The following is a 17,500-nucleotide window of genomic DNA, read 5'->3' as shown; positions in this document are numbered from 1 at the left end:
CACAATCGGACGCCGGCCGTCAAATTGTACTCACAATCCGGGCGGGAATTCTTCGTTGGTGCGGGCAAGCCGGAGCGCGGACAATCCGCGCATGACCACCGCAACGCTTTCTCCCTCCGGACTTCCCGCCGCGGCCCGCGGCCTGCGCTGGCGCGTGCTGGCGATCTTCTCGCTCGGCTTCTTCGTTTCCTACGTCTACCGCGGCGTCAATTTCGGCTTCGCGCCGTATCTGTCGCGCGAGCTGGGGCTGTCGGCCGGCGACCTCGGCCTGCTGACCAGCTGCTACTTCCTCGGCTTTGCCTGCGCGCAACTGCCGGCCGGCCTGCTGCTGGACCGTTTCGGCCCGCGCCGTACCGAGGCTGCGCTGCTGCTGGTGGCGGCGGCCGGTACGCTGCTGTTCGCGCTGGGCGAGGGCATGGCGGCGCTGGCGGCCGGCCGCATGCTGATCGGCGTCGGCGTGTCGGTCTGTCTGGGCGCCGCGATCCAGGCGCTGTCGATGTGGTTTCCGCTGTCGCGCATGCCGCTGCTCAATGGGCTGGTGATGGCGATCGGCGGCCTCGGCGCGGTGGTCGTCGGTACGCCGCTCGACTGGCTGTTGTCGCTGGTCGACTGGCGCACGGTCTGCATGGGGCTGGGCGGCGTCACGCTGGCGATGGCGCTGCTGCTGTGGTTCGGTGCGCCCGAGGCCGCGCGGCCCGGCGCGCGCGAAAGCCTCGGCGCGCAATGGCGCGGCACCGTCGCGATCCTGCGCAGCGCGCCGTTCTGGCGCGTGGTGCCGCTGACACTGCTGAACCAGGGCGTGTTCCTGGCGGTGCAGAGCCTGTGGGTCGGCGCCTTCCTGCGCGATGTCGGCGGCGTTGGGCCGGGCGAGGCCGCGCGACTGGTCTCGCTGATCGGCTTTGCGATGATGGGCGGCTGCGTGGCGACAGGCTGGGCAGCGCGTCATCTGGAGCGGCTCGGCCTGAGCCTCTATGCGTTCGCCGGAGCCGGCATGACGATGTTCATCGTGGTGCAGGCGCTGCTGATGGCCGGCGCGCCGCTGCCGGCGTGGCTGCTGTGGGCGGGCTACGGCGTGTTCGGCTCGAGCGGCATCCTGACCTACGCGGTGCTGGCGCGGCAGTTCGACGGCGCGATGATCGGGCGTGCGACCACCGCGTTGACGCTGACCGTCTTCCTGGCGATTTTCGTCTGCCAGCTCGGCATCGGCATGGTGCTGGACCTGTGGCCGGCGGTGCAGGGCCGCTATCCGGTGCGCGCCCATCTGGCCGCCTGGGCGGTGCTGGTCGGATTGCAGGTGCTGGCGGCGATCTGGTACTGGATGGGCGCGCGGCGGCATCGCGGCGCGCCCGCGCCCTAGCAGGGCGGGCCGCGCTACAGCACGATCGGCCGGTCGTCGAGCTCGTTCGGATTGCCGTCGCCGTGCTGCGGGAAATGCCGGGCCAGCAGCGCGTGGACCTGCGCCACCGTGGCCAGCACCGGTTCGATCGACAGGTCGGCGGCCAGGCCGTGCGCCAACGACTGGCACAGCGCGGCCCAGGTCTCGTGCGCGACGCGCGCATCGATGCCGCGGTCGGCCAGCAGCTCGACCGCGTGATCGGCCAGGTTGATATAGAGCAGCACGCCGGTGTGGTCGGCGGTGTCCCAGACCTCGAGCGCGGCGAACAGCGCGCGGGCGCGCTCGCGCGGCGTCACGCCGGCCCAGGCCTGCGTCGCCGGCAGGCTCGATTCGATCACCACGCGCACTTCGCCGCGGTGCTGGCGTTCGCCGTCGCGCACGGCGCGTTGCAGCCGCGCCAGCGCATCGGGCGGGAAGTGCCGGTGCGCAAACGAGACCGGGGTCAGCGCGTGGCGCAGTGCGCGCCGCAGTCCGCGGGAAGGTGAACGGGTGGGCATGATGTCGTTCCCTTACCAGTTGCCGGAGGCGCCGCCGCCATCGAAGCCGCCGCCGCCGCCACCGCCGAAGCCGCCACCGCCACCGCCACCGAAGCCGCCCCCACCGAAACCGCCGCCGCCGGGATGGCGGCCCCAGCCGCCTCCGAGGCCCCCGAGTCCGCCCAGGCCTCCCAGCGTGCCGGCGGCCGAGTCCCAGCCGCGTCGGCCGACCACGATCTGGCGCCGGCGTCCGCGCGTGGCGGAGAACAGGAAGAAGGCGATGATCAGCAGCGGGAACAGCACCGGCAGCCAGTCGCCGATGCCGCCTTGCTGCGCCTGCCGGCGCGCCTGCGGGCCCGGCAGCGCCTCCTTGTCGATGGTCGCCTGGATCGCCGAGATGCCGGCCGCCAGGCCGCCATAGAAATCGTTCTGGCGGAAATGCGGCGCCATGATGTCCTGCAGGATCCGTTTGGACATCGCATCGGTCAGCGAGCCCTGCACGCCGCGGCCCACTTCGAGCCGCATCTTGCGCAGCCCGGGCGGATTGTCCTTGGCGATCAGCACGATCACGCCATCGTCGATGCCCTGGCGGCCGGCACGCCAGGCGTCGGCCACGCGGATGCCGTAGGCATCGATCGTTTCCGGATCGGTGGTCGGCACCATCAGCACGAAGATCTGGCTGCCGCGCGTGCGCTCGTATTCGGCCAGCACGTTTTCCAGCGCGCTGCGCTGCGCCGGCGCCAGCGTGCCGGTCAGGTCGGTGACGCGTTGCGTCAGCGCGGGCACGGCGACAAAGCCGTCGCCCTGCGCCTGCGCCGCGCCGGATGCGCCGAGCAGCATCGCCAGCGCGAGCATCGGCGCAAGCACCGGCATCAGCATCGGCATCAGCATCGGCATCAGCATCGACGCCGGCGATGCGCGCAGCCAGCGCCGGAGTCCTGCGGCGAAGATCATCGGCACGAGAATCAGAACTTGACCGCGGGTGGGGTCGAGATCGCCTTCTCGTTCTCGACGGTGAACGACGGCTTGACCTCGTAGTTGAAGATCATCGCGGTCAGATTGGTCGGGAAGCTGCGCGCCAGCACGTTGTAGTCGCGCACCGCGGCGATATAGCGCTGGCGCGCGACCGTGATGCGGTTCTCCGTTCCTTCCAGCTGCGATTGCAGGTCGCGGAAGGCGGCGTCGGCCTTCAGCTGCGGGTAGTTCTCGGCCACCGCCAGCAGCCGCGACAGCGCGCCGCTCAGTTCGCCCTGTGCCTGCTGGAAGCGCTGGAAGGCCTGCGGATCGTTCAGCGTCTCGGGCGTGACCTGGATGCTGGTCGCGGTGGCGCGGGCCTTGGTCACCGCCTCGAGCGTCTCGCGCTCATGCGAGGCGTAGCCCTTGACGGTATTGACGAGGTTCGGGATCAGATCGGCACGGCGCTGGTACTGGTTGACGACCTCGCCCCAGGCTGCCTTGACGGCTTCGTCCTTGGCCTGGAAGTCGTTGTAGCCGCAGGCGCTCAGCAGGCTCGCGAGCCAGGCCAGCAGCAGCCAGCGCAGCGGACGCAGCGACGACAGGGAAGACCGCGACGAGGCGAAGGTCGGCGACGAAGAAAGGAAGGCGCGCATCGGAAAACTCCGTGGATCATCGGAACGCCAGCAGTGTAGCGCACCAGCCGCTTGAAGGATCCACGGAGCCGGCCGTGGGGCAGGGCCCTCGGGTACCGCCTTCGGGGCCCTTACAGCGCGGCGAAGGCCCGGCGCGCGGCCTCGAAGGTCGCCTCGAGGATCGCGTCGTTATGCTGCGCGCCGACGAAGCCCGCCTCGAAGGCGGACGGTGCCAGGTAGACGCCGTTGTCGAGCATCGCGTGGAAGAAGCGGTTGAAGCGTGCGGTATCGCATTGCGTGACCTCGGCAAAGCTGGCCGGCACGCTCTCGCGGAAATACAGCCCGAACATGCCGCCTACCGAATCCGCGGCGAACGGCACGCCCGCCGCGCGCGCGGCCTCGGCCAGGCCATCGGTCAGCTTGCGGGTCTGGGCGGCCAGCCGGTCGTGGAAGCGTGGCGCCTGGATCAGCTTCAGCGTCGCCATGCCGGCCGCGACGGCCAGCGGGTTGCCCGACAGCGTGCCGGCCTGGTAGACGCCGCCCAGCGGCGCCAGCCTGGCCATGATGTCGCGCCGGCCGCCGAACGCCGCCGCCGGCATGCCGCCGCCGATCACCTTGCCCAGGCAGGTCATGTCCGGCGTGATGCCGTAGTGCGCCTGCGCGCCGCCCAGCGCGACACGAAAGCCCGTCATCACCTCGTCGAAGATCAGCACCGCGCCGTCGGCGCTGCACAGCTTGCGCATCGTCTGCAGGAAGGCATCGCTGGCGCGCACCAGGTTCATGTTGCCGGCCACCGGCTCGACGATCACCGCGGCGATCTCGCCGGCGTGGGTGGCGAAGGCCTGTTCGAGCTGCTCGACGTTGTTGTACTCGAGCACCATCGTGTGGCGCGTGACGTCGGCCGGCACCCCCGCCGACGACGGCGCGTTCTGCGTGGTGTCGGCAAAGGTCAGCAGGCCCGAGCCGGCCTTGACCAGCAGGCTGTCGGCATGGCCGTGATAGCAGCCCTCGAACTTGATGATCAGATCGCGCCCGGTGAAGCCGCGCGCCAGCCGCAGCGCGCTCATCGTCGCTTCGGTGCCCGACGACACCAGCCGCACCTGCTCGATCGACGGCACCAGCTTGCAGATTTCCTCGGCCATCTCGATCTCGGCCTCGGTCGGCGCGCCGAACGAGAAGCTGCCGGCAGCGACCTGCTGCACCGCGCGCACCACGTCGGGGTGCGCATGGCCGACGATCATCGGGCCCCACGAGCCGATGTAGTCGATATAGCGCTGGCCATCCGCGTCCCACATATAGGGGCCTTCGGCGCGCGCGATGAAGCGCGGCGTGCCGCCGACCGAGCGGAACGCCCGCACCGGCGAATTGACGCCGCCGGGAATGGTGTGCTGGGCGCGGTCGAAAAGCTGCTGGTTTCGTGACATGTCGTGATCTGCCTGGAAGAGGAGGGGAGTGGCGCTGCCGGGGAGAGGCGGGCGGACGCCAATTGGCGCGAACCGTATGCGATCGGCTGCAATCCGCGTCAATCGCCATCGATTTCGGCGCCAAAACCGCAATGCCGCCGGGATGCCGGTGGCGCGCCGCGCGTCGATTCGGTACCATCTGCGCTGAATTTTAATCGAGACGTCACCACCCTATGGAATACAAGACCTGGATGTGCCTGATTTGCGGATGGATCTACGATGAAGCCGCCGGCGCGCCCGAAGACGGCATCCCGCCCGGAACGAAATGGGAGGATGTGCCGATCAACTGGACCTGCCCCGAATGCGGCGCCCGCAAGGAAGACTTCGAGATGGTGGCGATCTGAGGGAAGCTCGACGTTCCCGCGTCTGATATTCGTCCGGTATTTCGCACGCATCCCCGCACAAGAAAAACCAGCCGGCGGCGGCCATCGCCGCCACCGTCCGGCCGCGCCCGGCCTAGCCCGAGAACGGCCCACGCCCCCGCAGGGCATTGGCCACCATCATCAGCGCCAGCAGAAACGGCAGCGCCACATAGAGGCACCAGTGGACCCGGTCGCCGATCGTTTCGCCCCATTTGCGCTTGAACACCTGCAGCCGCGGCATGCCGGACGGATTGGTCGCGCGCTTGTGGTTGACGTGCCAGGCCATCCAGAAAAAGAAGATGGCGAAGGCGACCGAGAGGAAATTGATGTTACCCATGGTGGATGGCGATGGTTTTGAGGGTGGTGAAGCCGTATAGCGCCTCGAAACCCTTTTCGCGGCCGTGGCCCGACTGTCCGGAGCCGCCGAACGGCAATTCGACGCCGCCGCCGGCGCCATAGTTGTTGATGAAGACCTGGCCCGCGCGCACCTTGCGGGCCAGCCGCAGCTGGCGCGCGCCGTCGCGCGTCCAGATGCCGGCCACCAGCCCATAGGGCGTGCCGTTGGCCAGCGCGATCGCATCCTGCTCGTCGTCGAAGGGCATCGCCGCCAGCAGCGGGCCGAATACCTCCTCCTGCGCCAGCCGGTGCGTCGCCGGCACGTCGCGCAGCAGCATCGGCACCTGGTAGTAGCCGGTCTCCGGCGCCTCGGCGACGATCTGGCCCTGCGCCATCACCGGGATGCCGGCGTGCTGCGCGTCGGAGACGAAGTCCCAGACCCGCTGCTGCTGCTTGCGGCTGATCAGCGGTCCGCATTCGAGGTCCTGCTCGGCGGGGCCGACCCGCAGCGACTCGAACACCATCGCCAGCCGGTCCAGCAGCGCGTCGTACAGCGGCCGCTCGACCAGCAGCCGGCTGCCGGCCGAGCAGGTCTGCCCGGCGTTCTGCACGATGCCGCGCACCACGACCGGCACCAGCGCATCGACATCGGCGTCCGCGAACACGATCTGCGGCGACTTGCCGCCCAGCTCCAGCGTGACCGGCACATGGTTCTCGGCCGCCATCTGCGCCACCATCCTGCCGGTTTGCGGCGAGCCGGTGAACGACAGGTGGTCGATGCCGGGATGGCGCGCCAGCGCCGCGCCGGCCTCGTGGCCATAGCCGGTCACCACGTTCAGCGCGCCCTCGGGCAGGCCGACTTCGGCGGCCAGTTCCGCCACGCGCAGCAGCGACAGGCAGGCGTCCTCGGCGGGCTTGACCACGCAGGCGTTGCCGGCGGCCAGCGCCGCGCCGACGCTGCGTCCGAAGATCTGCAGCGGATAGTTCCACGGCACGATGTGGCCGGTGACGCCGTGCGGCTCGCGCACGGTCAGCACCGTATAGCCGTTCTGATACGGGATGGTCTGGCCGTGCAGCTTGTCGGCCGCGCCGGCGTAGAACTCGAAATAGCGGGCGATCGCGCGCGCGTCGGCGTGGGCCTGGCTCAGCGGCTTGCCGGTGTCGCGCGCCTCGAGCGCGGCCAGTTCGGCCTCGTGCTCGGCGAGCTTGCGCGCCAGGTCGGTCAGCAGCCGGCCGCGCTCGGCGGCGGACAGCGCGCCCCAGGCGCCATCGAAGGCCTGGCGGGCGGCATAGACCGCGGCATTGATATCGGTCGCGTTGCCGCGCGCGATCTCGGCGAAGGGCGCGCCGGTGGAGGGATCGAACACCTTGATGCGCATGCCGGAATCCGGCGCCATCAGGCGGTTGGCAACGAAGTGCTGGGCGTGCATCGTCATGCTCCGGCTGAAATTCCAAGCCGGCATTATCGCCCAGCCGGGCCGCGCGACCGCAACGTGCGATGCCGGCGAGGGCCGCCGCAGGCCGCCTCCCGCGTGCCGTCCGCCTGTCAGTTCCGGGTCAGACCGAGCCGCTATAATGCCGGCCATCGTCAAACCTTGGCCAAATACCGGCCGAACACAGGCATCTGGAGAACCGCATGAGCTTCAATCTCGTCCCGCCGGGCAAGGACATCCCGAACGACTTCAACGTGATCATCGAGATCTCGGCCCAGAGCGATCCGGTCAAGTACGAGGCCGACAAGGAAACCGGCCTGCTGTTCGTCGACCGCTTCATCGGCACCGGCATGCGCTACCCGGCCAACTACGGCTTCATTCCGCAGACGCTGTCGGGCGACGGCGACCCCGTGGACGTGCTGGTGATCACCCCGTTCCCGATCCTTGCCGGCGCGGTGGTGCGCTGCCGCGCGCTGGGCATGCTGAAGATGACCGACGAAGCCGGCGTCGACGCCAAGCTGGTTGCGGTGCCGGTCGACAAGCTGTCGCCGGCCACGGCCTACATGAAGGGCCTGTCGGACGTGCCGCAGAACACGCTGGACCAGATCAAGCACTTCTTCGAGAACTACAAGGCGCTCGAGGCCGGCAAGTGGGTCAAGGTCGAAGGCTGGGGCGGCATCGAGGAAGCGCACAAGGAAATCACCGACGGCGTGGCGAACTACAAGAAGTAAGCCCGCCCTGTTCAGGCTGCGCGCTCTCCCGGCGCGCGGCGATCAGAACCATTGCCGCAGGCGCCGCAGCGCCGGCGGCAGACGCGGCACCGGCCTCGCCTTCGAGGTCAGGTCCGCGGCAGCGGCCGCCGTTGCCGCCCGCTGCTCCGCCTTCCCTTTCATTCCTTCCCCTGCCGTTGCCCCGTCGGCGCCCATCGCGGCTGCGTTGACCGCGGCATGGACTCGGGCATCCACGGCCGGCACCGTCTGCGCCAGCGCGGCCCGCAGCGGCGCCCCGCAGGCTTGCGCGACCGCGGTCTCGCCGACCATCCCGCCTTGCTGCAATTGCCGGCGCTCGTCCGCGTCGAGCCACAGGCCGGCGTCGAGGAAGGCCCGCATCGCCTCGACCCGTCCCGCCCTGCAGGCCTCGAAGATCGGCCGCTCTCCCGCGCCGTTGCGCGCCTGCGGGTCGGCGCCGAGCGCGAGCAGCAGCGACACGGTGGCGGCATGGCCCGCGGCGGCGGCCGCATGCAGCGGCGTGCGCTGCTGCCGGTCGCGCTCGGCCAGGCTCGCGCCCTGTTCCAGCAACCAGCCGATCGCCGCGCGGTTGCCGTGATAGGCGGCCTCGTTCAGCGCGCTGCGTCCATTGTCGTCGCGCGCCAAGGGATCGGCGCCCTGGATCTTCAGCCACGCCAGCAGCGTGCGCGTGCGTTCGCCGTGGTCCTCGTGCGTGGCCAGCTGCATCGGCAGGCGGCCGGCCTCGGTGCGCCGGTGCGGATCGGCGCCAAGCTTCAACAGCGATACCGCGAGCGCGAATTCGTGATGCTCGCAGGCGAGATGGAAGGCGGTGCGGCCGTCGAGGCCGGGACGGTCGACAAATGCCAGGCGCTCGCCTGGCGGGACCGTCTGCACCACCGCCAGAACCACATCGAGCCGGCCCTCGCGACAGGCCTGCAGCCAACCCTGGTGCAGACCCGCATCGACCACGCCGGCATGGCGCTCGCCGCGCAGCCGCGCTACCGCCTGCGCGATGCGCGCCTGCTGCTCGACCGTAGGCAGGTTCAACGCATCGAGCTGCTCCTTCAGCTCGTACAGCATCGCTTCAAGCGCGCTCCACTCGTGCTCGAGGTCCGCGCGCAACGCTGCCCACCTCCGCGGCGGTCCGAACGCGAAGCGCCGGTGCACGGCCATCTCGTCGTCCAGGCGTTGGCCGAAGCGCGCGACGCGGCGTGCCAGTTCGCCGGCGTCGAGCGGGACAAGGCCACTGCCGTCCTCGGCCACCACCCGGGCGATCTTCGTATCCGGCATGCGGGCTTCGATGGTCTCGCGATAGCGCGCCGCGATCGTCGCGGCCAGCGCGTCCAGTTCGGCGAGGTAGCGCTGCGTCAAGGCCTGCTGCGCCTGCTCGGTCCGGTCCGTCTGCTCAGTCTGCTCAGTCTGTTGCGTCTGTTGCGCGCCGATGGCGGCCCCTTCGGCGGCATCGGCATCGCGCAGCAGCGCCAGCTGAAGATGCAGCACCTGCGAGCGCCGGCTCAGCCATCGCTCCAGTTCCTCGATCGGCGACACCACCGGATGATGGGCGATGGCGGCCTGCGCCATCTGCTGCATCAGCGCGTCGGCGCGCGCGCTCAGGGCGTTGTAAGCGGATATGGACAGCATGGCGATCTCCGGCTGAGACGGACGCAATCCGTTGATGCAGTACGTTGGCGCAACAGGTTGGCGCAATACGTTGGCGCAATGCGGGCGCGCGCAACGCGGACGCGACCGAATGGGGTCCGAATCTAACGGGCCATGCGTGCCGCCCTGTCGGAATTGGCATCGTCTCTGTCGCGAATGGTCAGTGCCAACTGGTTGCCGGCGGCGGCATCGCCTACCGTTCGCTGCGCCGCCGGTTCCCGCAGGCCGGCGCAAGCAACGGCAAAAGGAGCCGGTCCGGGAGGGTCCATCGCCATGTTGAGCACCGTCAGCACACGTATCGGCACGCTGGTCCAGCTCGGGGCTGGCCTGGCTCGAGACATCGAGCGCGAGATTCAGAACAACCTGCCGCGCAGCATCCAGCGCGAGCTCCAGCGCGACTTCCCGTGCGACCCGGGCCGCGACAGCGAGCCGCAAGCGCTGCGCGAAGCCGTCTTCGCCGGCGACCGGCGGCGCGTCAAGGATCTGCTGGCCGGCAGGCCCGCGTTGGCATGCACCGCCGACGACGACGGCGACGCGCCGCTGCACTGGGCGGTGCGCGCCGCGGCGCGCCACGACGCCGACGACTGGCGCGTGATCGTGACCTGCCTGCTGGAGGCGGGTGCCGACTGCACGGCCAGGAACCGGCAGGGTTTGACCCCGCTCGATCTCGCCGCGCAGGTGCCGTACGACCCGGCAGTGCTGGGCGCGCTGCGTGCCGGCGATGCGCGTGCGGAGCAGGACAGCGCCGGCGAGGCTGGCGATGCCGAGGGCCGCATCGACGAGGGCGCCGCGGCCGGCGGCGACGGCATGACCGTCCAGCAAGGCCTGCACGGCATCGCGGCCATGCTGCGCGCGCCAGTGCAACCGGCTGTTGGCGAGGCGTGGCTGCTGCGCAGGCTGTCCGCGCTGTATCGGGACGCCGATGCCGACTGCGCCAAGTCCTGTCTGTCCTGCCTGCGCCTGCTGCTGCAGCGGTACCCGGCGCTGGACCGGACCCGCCGCGACGACATGGTGGCGTTGTACGAGGCGCTGGTGCGGGTGTGGATGCGCGGCAGCCATTGGAACGAGGGCTATTGCTACGCGCATCATGCGCGGCGCCTGCTGCCCGCCGGCGCGCGCGGCGGCGCGGTACTCGATGCGGCGATCGACCGGCTCGAAGCGGCAATGGTGCGCGAGCATCTGTCGCAGTGGACGCCACGGGCGCAGGTGCTGCTGCGTGCCGCGCTGTTCGATCTCGGCACGCAATGCGCGTCGGCGGCCGCGCCAATACGCATGCTCGAGCGCGCGCATTGCCTGTTCCAGGCGCTCGCGCGCATGGAATCGTTGATGGCCGTGCACGGCATGGCGCTCGCGCCGGAGGAGGACCCGCGCGAGGCCCTGCCGACACGCCAACTGTCCGGCGCGATTGCCACGGCGCTGGACGGCCTGCGCCGGACCGCCAAGGGGGCGGCCGAATTCATCGATGTCGCGCAGCGCGTGCTGCTGCTGGCGGAATCGGCCGGCGCGATCGGCCTGCATGCGCACGGCGCGGCGTGGTGCGACAGCGTGGTGCGCAACGTCGTGCAGGAGGAGTGCGTGGCCGCGCTCAAGAGCTACTACTGCGGGGCGCATCGGGCCATGGCGCAGACCTTGCGCAGCGGCTCGGCGGCATTGGCCGCGCCCGCCGAGCCGCCGCGGGCGCTGTGGCGCGCGCTGCGCGACAGCCTCGATGCCTTGCGGGCGCAGGCAGCGGCCGATCTGGCGCAGGTGGAACTGCCCGAGGCAAGCGATCGCGCGGCACTGTGCGATTGGCAGACCCCGCTGCCCATCGAGGCGCTGCAGGAACGGCTGACCGCGCGTTACAGGACGCTGGTCGCGCAGATCGCGCGCGCCTGCCGGCACTGGATGATGGCCGAGCCGCCGTGCGCGTTCGCGATCGTCGGGCTGGGCTCGATGAGCCGCGGCGACATGAGTCCGTATTCGGACTTCGAATATGCGCTGCTGCTGGCCGAGCCGGCGCCGGCCGACAGCCTCGCGCACGCCTGGTTCGTCCGGTTCCGGCGGCTGTTTGACCTGGCGGTCTGCAGTCTCGGCGAAACGGCGCCGGGCGCCGACCATCCGTTGCCGGCGCCGGGCGGATTCGAGATCGATGCAGGCGTGCGCGTGGCGGCGCCGGGGCTGGCCTGGGCCGGCACGCCGGAGCAGCTTGCCGACGCGCTGCGCCAGCGCAGCACGGCCAACGCCAACGCCCATCCGGATGCGGACCAGGGTCTGTATTTCTCGTTGTTGACGCCCTGCCTGGCGCATGGCGAGCCCGCGCTGATACGGCGGCTGTCGGCGGCGATGGCGGCCGTGCTCGACGTGCCGTTGCGCGCGGACGATCCCGGACAGCTGTGCGCGCGCGAGGATCTCGCGCTGCGACAGCTGCAGGCCGACATGATGCGGCTCGGCGAGGCGGCGGCGCGTCCCGCCGTCAGCGGCTTCGACCTCAAGCATGGCTATCGGGGGCCGCTGGTGCATACGCTGACGTCGCTGGCGCTGCTGTCAGGCCACCATCAAGCGCCGCCGCGCACGGCGCTGGCACGGCTCGATGCGCTCAAGCGGTTCTCGGCGCCGTTCCTGGCGGACTGGCGCTGGGCCATCGCGGTGGTGCAGACGCTGCGCTGCCGGCTGCAACTGCAGGCGCGCCGGCGCGAGGAGCTGGCCGATGCGGCATGGAGCCAGTCGGAGCGCCGCCTGCTGCAGGCGGTGCAGGACCGCGTGGTGCGGCCGCTGCGGGCGGAGCTGTCGGTGCTCGCCGGCATCGGTCAGGTTCCTTCGTGGCCGGTCGGCGAGGCGGTGCGTGCGCTGCGCCGGCTCGACGACTGCGATCCGGCACTGCATCCGCTCGTGCCCGGTGGGGCGGCCCGGCCGCTGTCGCTGGAGGCAACGCGAAGCCTGGCCGCCACGCTGGCGGTGCGGCGTGCCCCGGCGGCCGAACTGCGCCGTCATTACGAGGCCGCGATGGCAGGAGTGCCGCGCGAGGACGCCATGCGGCGCTGGGGCGTCTGGCGCGATGCGCTGTGCGCGGTGCCCGGCAACGAAGGACGGATGCGCACGCTCGGGATCGTGCCGTGGCCCGACGGCTGGCGTGCGCAATGGGCGGAACGGCAGGCCGCGTTTCGCGCGCGCCTGGACGGCTGGCTGGTCGATGGCGGCAGTCAGGCAAGGGCGGTGTGGGGCGCCGCATGGGATGCCGTGCAGGTGCGTATCGCAGCGTCGCAGGGCATCGTGGTACGCACGCTGGCGCCGCAGATCTCGCGCCAGTTGTTCGACGAGCACGGCAATGTCCTGCCGAAGCCCGCCGGCCAGCCGGGCGCGCACCGCGTGCTGCCGGTCCGTTTCGAGGCGGAAGGGCGCGAGCACGTCCACTGGGTCAAGTTCGATGTGCAGACGGCGGGCAGCGAGGCGATATGGCACGCGCTGGACCGCCGCGTGACCGGTGGGCGGGGCATGCCGGCCAGCGTGCCGATGCAGCTGTGCAGCGGCACGCGGATCTTCGACGTGCAGGTCATCGAGGACGTCGCGGGCCGCTCGCTGGCACAGCTGCTGCGCGAAGAGCCCACCGCGTTGCGCGCCATCCATCCCGCCTCGTTCACGCGGGCGCTGCTGCGCGAATTGGTCGGCGGGCCCGGCGAGCAGGCCGGCGATCCAGCGGATGACCATGTCGTGGTCGAGCGCGGCTCCCGGCACTCGTTGAAGCGGATCGGCAACGGGCCGGCCGCACTGGCCGCGATGGGGCTGGCCGCACCCGGGCGGAGCGCGCTGCCGGTGCGCACCCATCTGCTGTGCCTGGACCAGATGATGCAGCCGCTCGATCTGGCGGTGCTCGAGGAGGTGGGCCGGCTGCAGCCGGACGCGGTGCTGCGCGGCTGGCTCGAGGATGCGGCCCGCCTGCAGCAGGACCTCGGGGCGTTGTTTCCCGGCCCGGATGGTAGAGGGGGGAACGAGGTGTGGCCGCACGCGGGCCTGGTCGGCGCGATTCCGGCGGACGCGCTGCCAGAGCTGCGGCAGCGTGTCGAGACCGTCGTCGGCATGGCGGCCCTGGCCGCGCGCCTGCGCATTGCGCCGACCGGCCTGGCATGGTTGCGCAGTGTCGAGCCGGAACTGGCGGCGCCCTATGTGGCGGCGTTCGAGCGCCATCCGGTGCGCGCCAGCGAGCCGGCGGCACCGGGGCTGCGTTTTGCCAGTATTGATGAGGCGCTTGCGCGCCGGGACGCGCATGGACGCTATGGCGGCACGGATGCGGCCACGCATGCCGCCCGCTTCGCCCTGACGGCGATCCATCCGCGGCCCCAGCCGTTGCCGTGGCGGCCGTCCGATGCGATGCAGACCGCGCCGGGCGGCACCATGTCGGCCATCCGCGCGTTGTCGCGGCTGGCCCAGGCGCCCGCGCGGGATCTTGCCGCGATCGTGCTCGGCGTGCTGGGCGGACGCGATGGCGCCGCGCGGACCTTCGCCACGCTGCCGGCGCGCCAGCGCATCGCGGCGTTCGACGCGATCGGCATGGCGCTGCATGCCGACGCGCGCGCCATCGCGGTCGACGACCAGCGCCGATTGCTGACGGCGCTGGCCGGCACGCCGCTGGCCTGCCTGGATCTGAGCCCCTTCGCCGCGGCGCTGACCGACGCGCTGCTGGAAACGCTGCTGGCCGGCACCGGCTCGTCGCTGCGTCGGCTGGACCTGAGCGGCTGCTCGCGGCTGACGCCGCAGGCGCTGCGTCACGTGCAGGCGTATGCGCCGGCGTTGCGTACGCTGGACGTGCGCGCGATGCGGATGCCGGGCGACTGGATGCCGGGCGATCCGACGCTCGCCGAGCGCGCCGCCGCGCCGCTGGTCGCGCAGCCCGGCCCGCCGCAATCGCCGCTGCTGCATCTGCCCGCGCTCGAAGCGCTCGATCTGCGCGACAACGGCGCGCTGCAGACCGTGCGGCTCGACGCGCCGGCGCTGCGGGTGCTGCGGCTGGACGGCTGCGCGGCGCTGCGCGAACTGCGGCTCGATGGCGCACGGCGGCTGAGCCGGCTCGACGCGCGCGGATGCATCGCGTTGCCCGAGCCGGCGCTGCGCGCGCTGGCGCGCGACAACCCCGCGCTGGACGAGGTGCAGCTCGCGGGCTGCGGCCAGCTGCGCCATGCGGCGCTATGCGAGGCGCATCCCTGGTTGCTGGCGTGGCCATGGGACGGCTGGACGGAACGTGGCCTCGCGCGCCTGCGCGAGTCGCTGTCCCGGCCCGACGGCGGCGCCTACCGGCCGATGCCGCGCTACGTGGTCCGGCAGGTCAACGAGTGGCTGCGCGAACGCGAACGGGCGGTGCAGGCGCTGAACCGGGTCTATCGCGACGCGAGCACGCCGCGGCGGCTGCGCGAGGCCGCCGAGGCGGCGCTGCTGGGCCGCGAGAGCGTGGCGCAGCGCGAGGCGGGCCAGGCCGCCGCCACGCTGATCGGCAATGCCACCGATTCGCAGCCGGCGCTGGGTATCGCCATGCTGCTGCCGGCGCTGTCTGCGGCCGGCAGGGAGGACAGCCGCATCGCGGCGGCGGCCGCGCTGGGCAGCCTGATTGCCATCCCTTCGCGCGACGATGTCGCGCGGTGGGCGCAGCGCGATGCCGCATCGCGGTAGCGGTGCGGTAGCGGTGCGGGGCCGGCCGCGCCGGCTCAATGCGGCGGCTCGTTGCTGTCCGCCGCACGGGCGGCGGGGCCCGCCGCCGCCGGCTCCGCGCCCGTGCCCGTGGTGCGCAGATGCGGCCGCAACGCCTCCATCATCTCGATCGGCACCGGAAACACGATGGTCGAGCTGCGATCGCCCGCTACCTGCGTCAGCGTCTGCAGATAGCGCAGCTGCATCGCCTGCGGCTGCCGGGACAGCATCTGCGCCGCCTCCAGCAGCTTCTCGGAGGCCTGCAGCTCGCCCTCTGCGTGGATCACCTTGGCGCGCCGCTCGCGCTCGGCCTCGGCCTGGCGCGCAATCGCCCGCACCATCGATTCGTTCAGGTCGACATGCTTGATCTCGACGTTGGAGACCTTGATGCCCCAGGCGTCGGTCTGCGCGTCCAGCACCTTCTGGATGTCCAGGTTCAGCTTCTCGCGCTCGGACAGCATCTCGTCCAGATCGTGCTTGCCGAGCACCGCGCGCAGCGTGGTCTGGGCAAGCTGGCTGGTGGCCTCGAGAAAGTTGGCCACCTGGATGATCGCGTTCTGCGGATCGACGACGCGGAAGTAGACCACCGCGTTGACCTTGACCGAGACGTTGTCGCGCGAGATCACGTCCTGGGCCGGCACGTCCATCACCACGGTGCGCAGATCGACCCGCACCATCTGCTGGATCACCGGCAGCACCAGCACCAGCCCCGGGCCCTTGACGCGCCAGAACCGGCCCAGCATGAACACCACGCCGCGTTCGTACTCGCGCAGCACGCGGAAGGCGGAGAGAATCAGCAGGGCCAGCAGGATGACGAGGGTGCCGGCGCTGAGGCTGAAGATCATGGTCGGTCTCCTTGTGGGGACGTGGGGGACGTGGGGGAGGGCGGCGGCGGCCGCGTCGGCGATGCATCGGCGGCCAGACTGTCGGCGGGCTCGACGTCGAGCACCAGCCCCTGGCGGCCGGTCACGCGCACGGCCTGGCCGGTCTGCAGCGGCGCCGCGCTGCGCACGCGCCAGCGTTCGCCCTGCACCTCGGCCCAGCCGTCGTCGATGATGCGGCCGGCATTGCCGACCACGCGGGTGTCGGCGATCACCGCGGGCTGGCGGCGCGCGCGCACGGCGGCCGCCGACACGCCGAAGCTGAGCGCGGCGGCGGCCAGCGACAGCGTGCCGATCATCCACAGCGGCACGCCGAAGCCGGGGATGTCGGTGTCGATCAGCATCACGGCGCCCAGCGCGAATGCGACGATGCCGCCCAGGCCGAGCGCGCCGAAGCTCGGCAGGAAGGCCTCGGCGACCATGCAGCCGATGCCCAGCGCGATCAGCGCCAGGCCGGCGTAATTGATCGGCAGCATCTGCAGCGCGAACAGCGCCAGCAGCAGGCAGATCGCGCCGGCCACGCCGGGCAGCACCATGCCGGGTGTCGAGAACTCGAAGATCAGCCCGTAGATGCCGATCATCATCAGGATCAGCGCGACGCTCGGCTCGGTCAGCACGGCCAGCAGCCGATAGCGCCAGTCGGGTTCGAGCTCGACCACGCTGGCCTGCGCGGTGCGCAGCGTGCGCGACGCGCCGGCCGCGACCACGGCGCGCCCGTCGACCGCGCGCAGCAGCGCCGGCACGTCGGGCGCGATCAGGTCGACCACGCGCTGCGCCGCGGCTTCGTCGGCCGACAGGCTGACCGCCTCGCGCACCGCGCGCTCGGCCCATTCGGCATTGCGCCCGCGCAGCTGAGCCAGGCCGCGGATATAGGCGGCGGCATCGTGCAGCTGCTTGCGCTCGAGGGTGTCGAGCCTGTCGTCTTCCTTGCTGTCCTTGTCCTTGCGGTCCGAGGCGGCGCCGGCCGGCGCGCTGGCGGCGCCCGCGGAAGCCGGACCGCGATCGGCCGGCCGCTCGGCGCGCTGGCGCCGCTCCAGCTCCCGTTCCCGCTCCCGCTCCGGACCGCCGATGCCGAGCCGCACCGGGCTGGCGGCGCCCAGATTGGTGCCCGGCGCCATCGCGGCCAGATGGCTGGCGTACAGGATGTAGGTGCCGGCGCTGGCGGCGCGTGCCCCGCCCGGATAGACGTAGCCGAGCACCGGTACCGGGCTGGCGAGGATGTCCTGGATGATCTGCCGCATCGACGGGTCCAGGCCGCCGGGCGTGTCCATCTCGAGCACGATCAGCTGGGCGCCGGCCTGGCGGGCCTGCTCGAAGCCGCGCCGCACGAAGCTGGCGCTGGCCGGGCCCACCGCGCCCTTGAGCGGGATCAGGTAGACCGGCGCGGCCGCCGCGGGCTGCGCACGCGCGCGGTCCGCCGTGCCGCCTGGCTGCGCCAGGGCCAGCGTCATGCCGACGATCAGCAGCAGGGCGGCGGCGAACCGCCGCGCGAAGCTTGCCTGTGCGTTCATGGGTCTGCGCG

At 71.5% G+C, this 17,500-nt stretch carries 13 protein-coding genes; 4 read left to right on the top strand and 9 right to left on the bottom strand.

The window, feature by feature from the left end; translation table 11 throughout:
• Positions 1 to 91: 91 nt before the first annotated feature.
• Complete coding sequence (locus FOB47_RS20580; RefSeq protein WP_053822258.1) at positions 92 to 1,357, top strand: MFS transporter; 1,266 nt, start codon at positions 92 to 94, stop codon at positions 1,355 to 1,357.
• A 14-nt stretch (positions 1,358 to 1,371) separates the two neighbouring features.
• Here the strand turns inward: FOB47_RS20580 and FOB47_RS20575 are convergent, their stop codons facing one another.
• The 4 genes from FOB47_RS20575 to hemL all read right to left on the bottom strand — a co-directional run bounded on the left by FOB47_RS20575 (position 1,372) and on the right by hemL (position 4,885).
• Positions 1,372 to 1,893 (bottom strand): TPM domain-containing protein, encoded by a 522-nt coding sequence (locus FOB47_RS20575; RefSeq protein WP_174781972.1) that lies wholly within the window; start codon positions 1,891 to 1,893, stop codon positions 1,372 to 1,374.
• A 12-nt stretch (positions 1,894 to 1,905) separates the two neighbouring features.
• Positions 1,906 to 2,727, bottom strand: a complete 822-nt coding sequence (locus FOB47_RS20570; protein WP_174782513.1) for a TPM domain-containing protein — start codon at positions 2,725 to 2,727, stop codon at positions 1,906 to 1,908.
• Between the two features lie 110 nt (positions 2,728 to 2,837).
• Positions 2,838 to 3,482 carry a LemA family protein gene (locus tag FOB47_RS20565; protein WP_053822254.1) on the bottom strand — a complete coding sequence of 215 codons (645 nt, stop codon included), beginning with the start codon at positions 3,480 to 3,482 and terminating at the stop codon, positions 2,838 to 2,840.
• Between the two features lie 110 nt (positions 3,483 to 3,592).
• A complete protein-coding gene (gene hemL, locus FOB47_RS20560) occupies positions 3,593 to 4,885 on the bottom strand; it encodes a glutamate-1-semialdehyde 2,1-aminomutase (RefSeq protein ID WP_174781971.1) in 1,293 nt (430 codons plus the stop codon).
• A 212-nt stretch (positions 4,886 to 5,097) separates the two neighbouring features.
• On the opposite strand from hemL, the gene FOB47_RS20555 reads away from it, so the two are divergent.
• The gene (locus tag FOB47_RS20555; RefSeq protein ID WP_006577065.1) at positions 5,098 to 5,268 is read left to right on the top strand and encodes a rubredoxin; all 171 of its coding nucleotides are present in this window, start codon (positions 5,098 to 5,100) and stop codon (positions 5,266 to 5,268) included.
• Between the two features lie 112 nt (positions 5,269 to 5,380).
• On the opposite strand, the gene FOB47_RS20550 is transcribed toward FOB47_RS20555, so the two are convergent.
• Together FOB47_RS20550 and FOB47_RS20545 are read right to left on the bottom strand one after the other, a co-directional pair.
• A complete protein-coding gene (locus FOB47_RS20550) occupies positions 5,381 to 5,623 on the bottom strand; it encodes a hypothetical protein (protein WP_006577064.1) in 243 nt (80 codons plus the stop codon).
• Positions 5,616 to 7,052: an aldehyde dehydrogenase family protein gene (locus FOB47_RS20545; protein ID WP_053823161.1), complete on the bottom strand. Its 1,437-nt coding sequence runs from the start codon at positions 7,050 to 7,052 to the stop codon at positions 5,616 to 5,618. Before FOB47_RS20545 ends, FOB47_RS20550 begins: the two co-directional genes overlap by 8 nt.
• Before the next feature lie 206 nt (positions 7,053 to 7,258).
• Between FOB47_RS20545 and ppa the strand changes: the two genes are divergently transcribed.
• Positions 7,259 to 7,786, top strand: coding sequence for an inorganic diphosphatase (gene ppa / locus FOB47_RS20540; protein ID WP_006577062.1), 528 nt, complete (start codon positions 7,259 to 7,261; stop codon positions 7,784 to 7,786).
• A 42-nt stretch (positions 7,787 to 7,828) separates the two neighbouring features.
• Here the strand turns inward: ppa and FOB47_RS20535 are convergent, their stop codons facing one another.
• A complete protein-coding gene (locus tag FOB47_RS20535) occupies positions 7,829 to 9,424 on the bottom strand; it encodes an ankyrin repeat domain-containing protein (RefSeq protein WP_174781970.1) in 1,596 nt (531 codons plus the stop codon).
• A gap of 291 nt (positions 9,425 to 9,715) precedes the next feature.
• Between FOB47_RS20535 and FOB47_RS20530 the strand changes: the two genes are divergently transcribed.
• A complete protein-coding gene (locus FOB47_RS20530; RefSeq protein WP_174781969.1) occupies positions 9,716 to 15,079 on the top strand; it encodes a DUF294 nucleotidyltransferase-like domain-containing protein in 5,364 nt (1,787 codons plus the stop codon).
• 35 nt (positions 15,080 to 15,114) lie between these two features.
• On the opposite strand, the gene FOB47_RS20525 is transcribed toward FOB47_RS20530, so the two are convergent.
• Positions 15,115 to 15,942 (bottom strand): slipin family protein, encoded by an 828-nt coding sequence (locus FOB47_RS20525; RefSeq protein WP_174781968.1) that lies wholly within the window; start codon positions 15,940 to 15,942, stop codon positions 15,115 to 15,117.
• A complete protein-coding gene (locus tag FOB47_RS20520; RefSeq protein WP_217488926.1) occupies positions 15,939 to 17,489 on the bottom strand; it encodes an NfeD family protein in 1,551 nt (516 codons plus the stop codon). The genes FOB47_RS20525 and FOB47_RS20520 overlap by 4 nt, the downstream gene beginning before the upstream one ends.
• Positions 17,490 to 17,500 lie beyond the last annotated feature (11 nt).

This window comes from Cupriavidus gilardii (assembly GCF_013347325.1).
GTDB classification, from domain to species: Bacteria; Pseudomonadota; Gammaproteobacteria; order Burkholderiales; family Burkholderiaceae; genus Cupriavidus; species Cupriavidus gilardii.
This window is presented reverse-complemented; position numbering and strand designations above follow the sequence as displayed.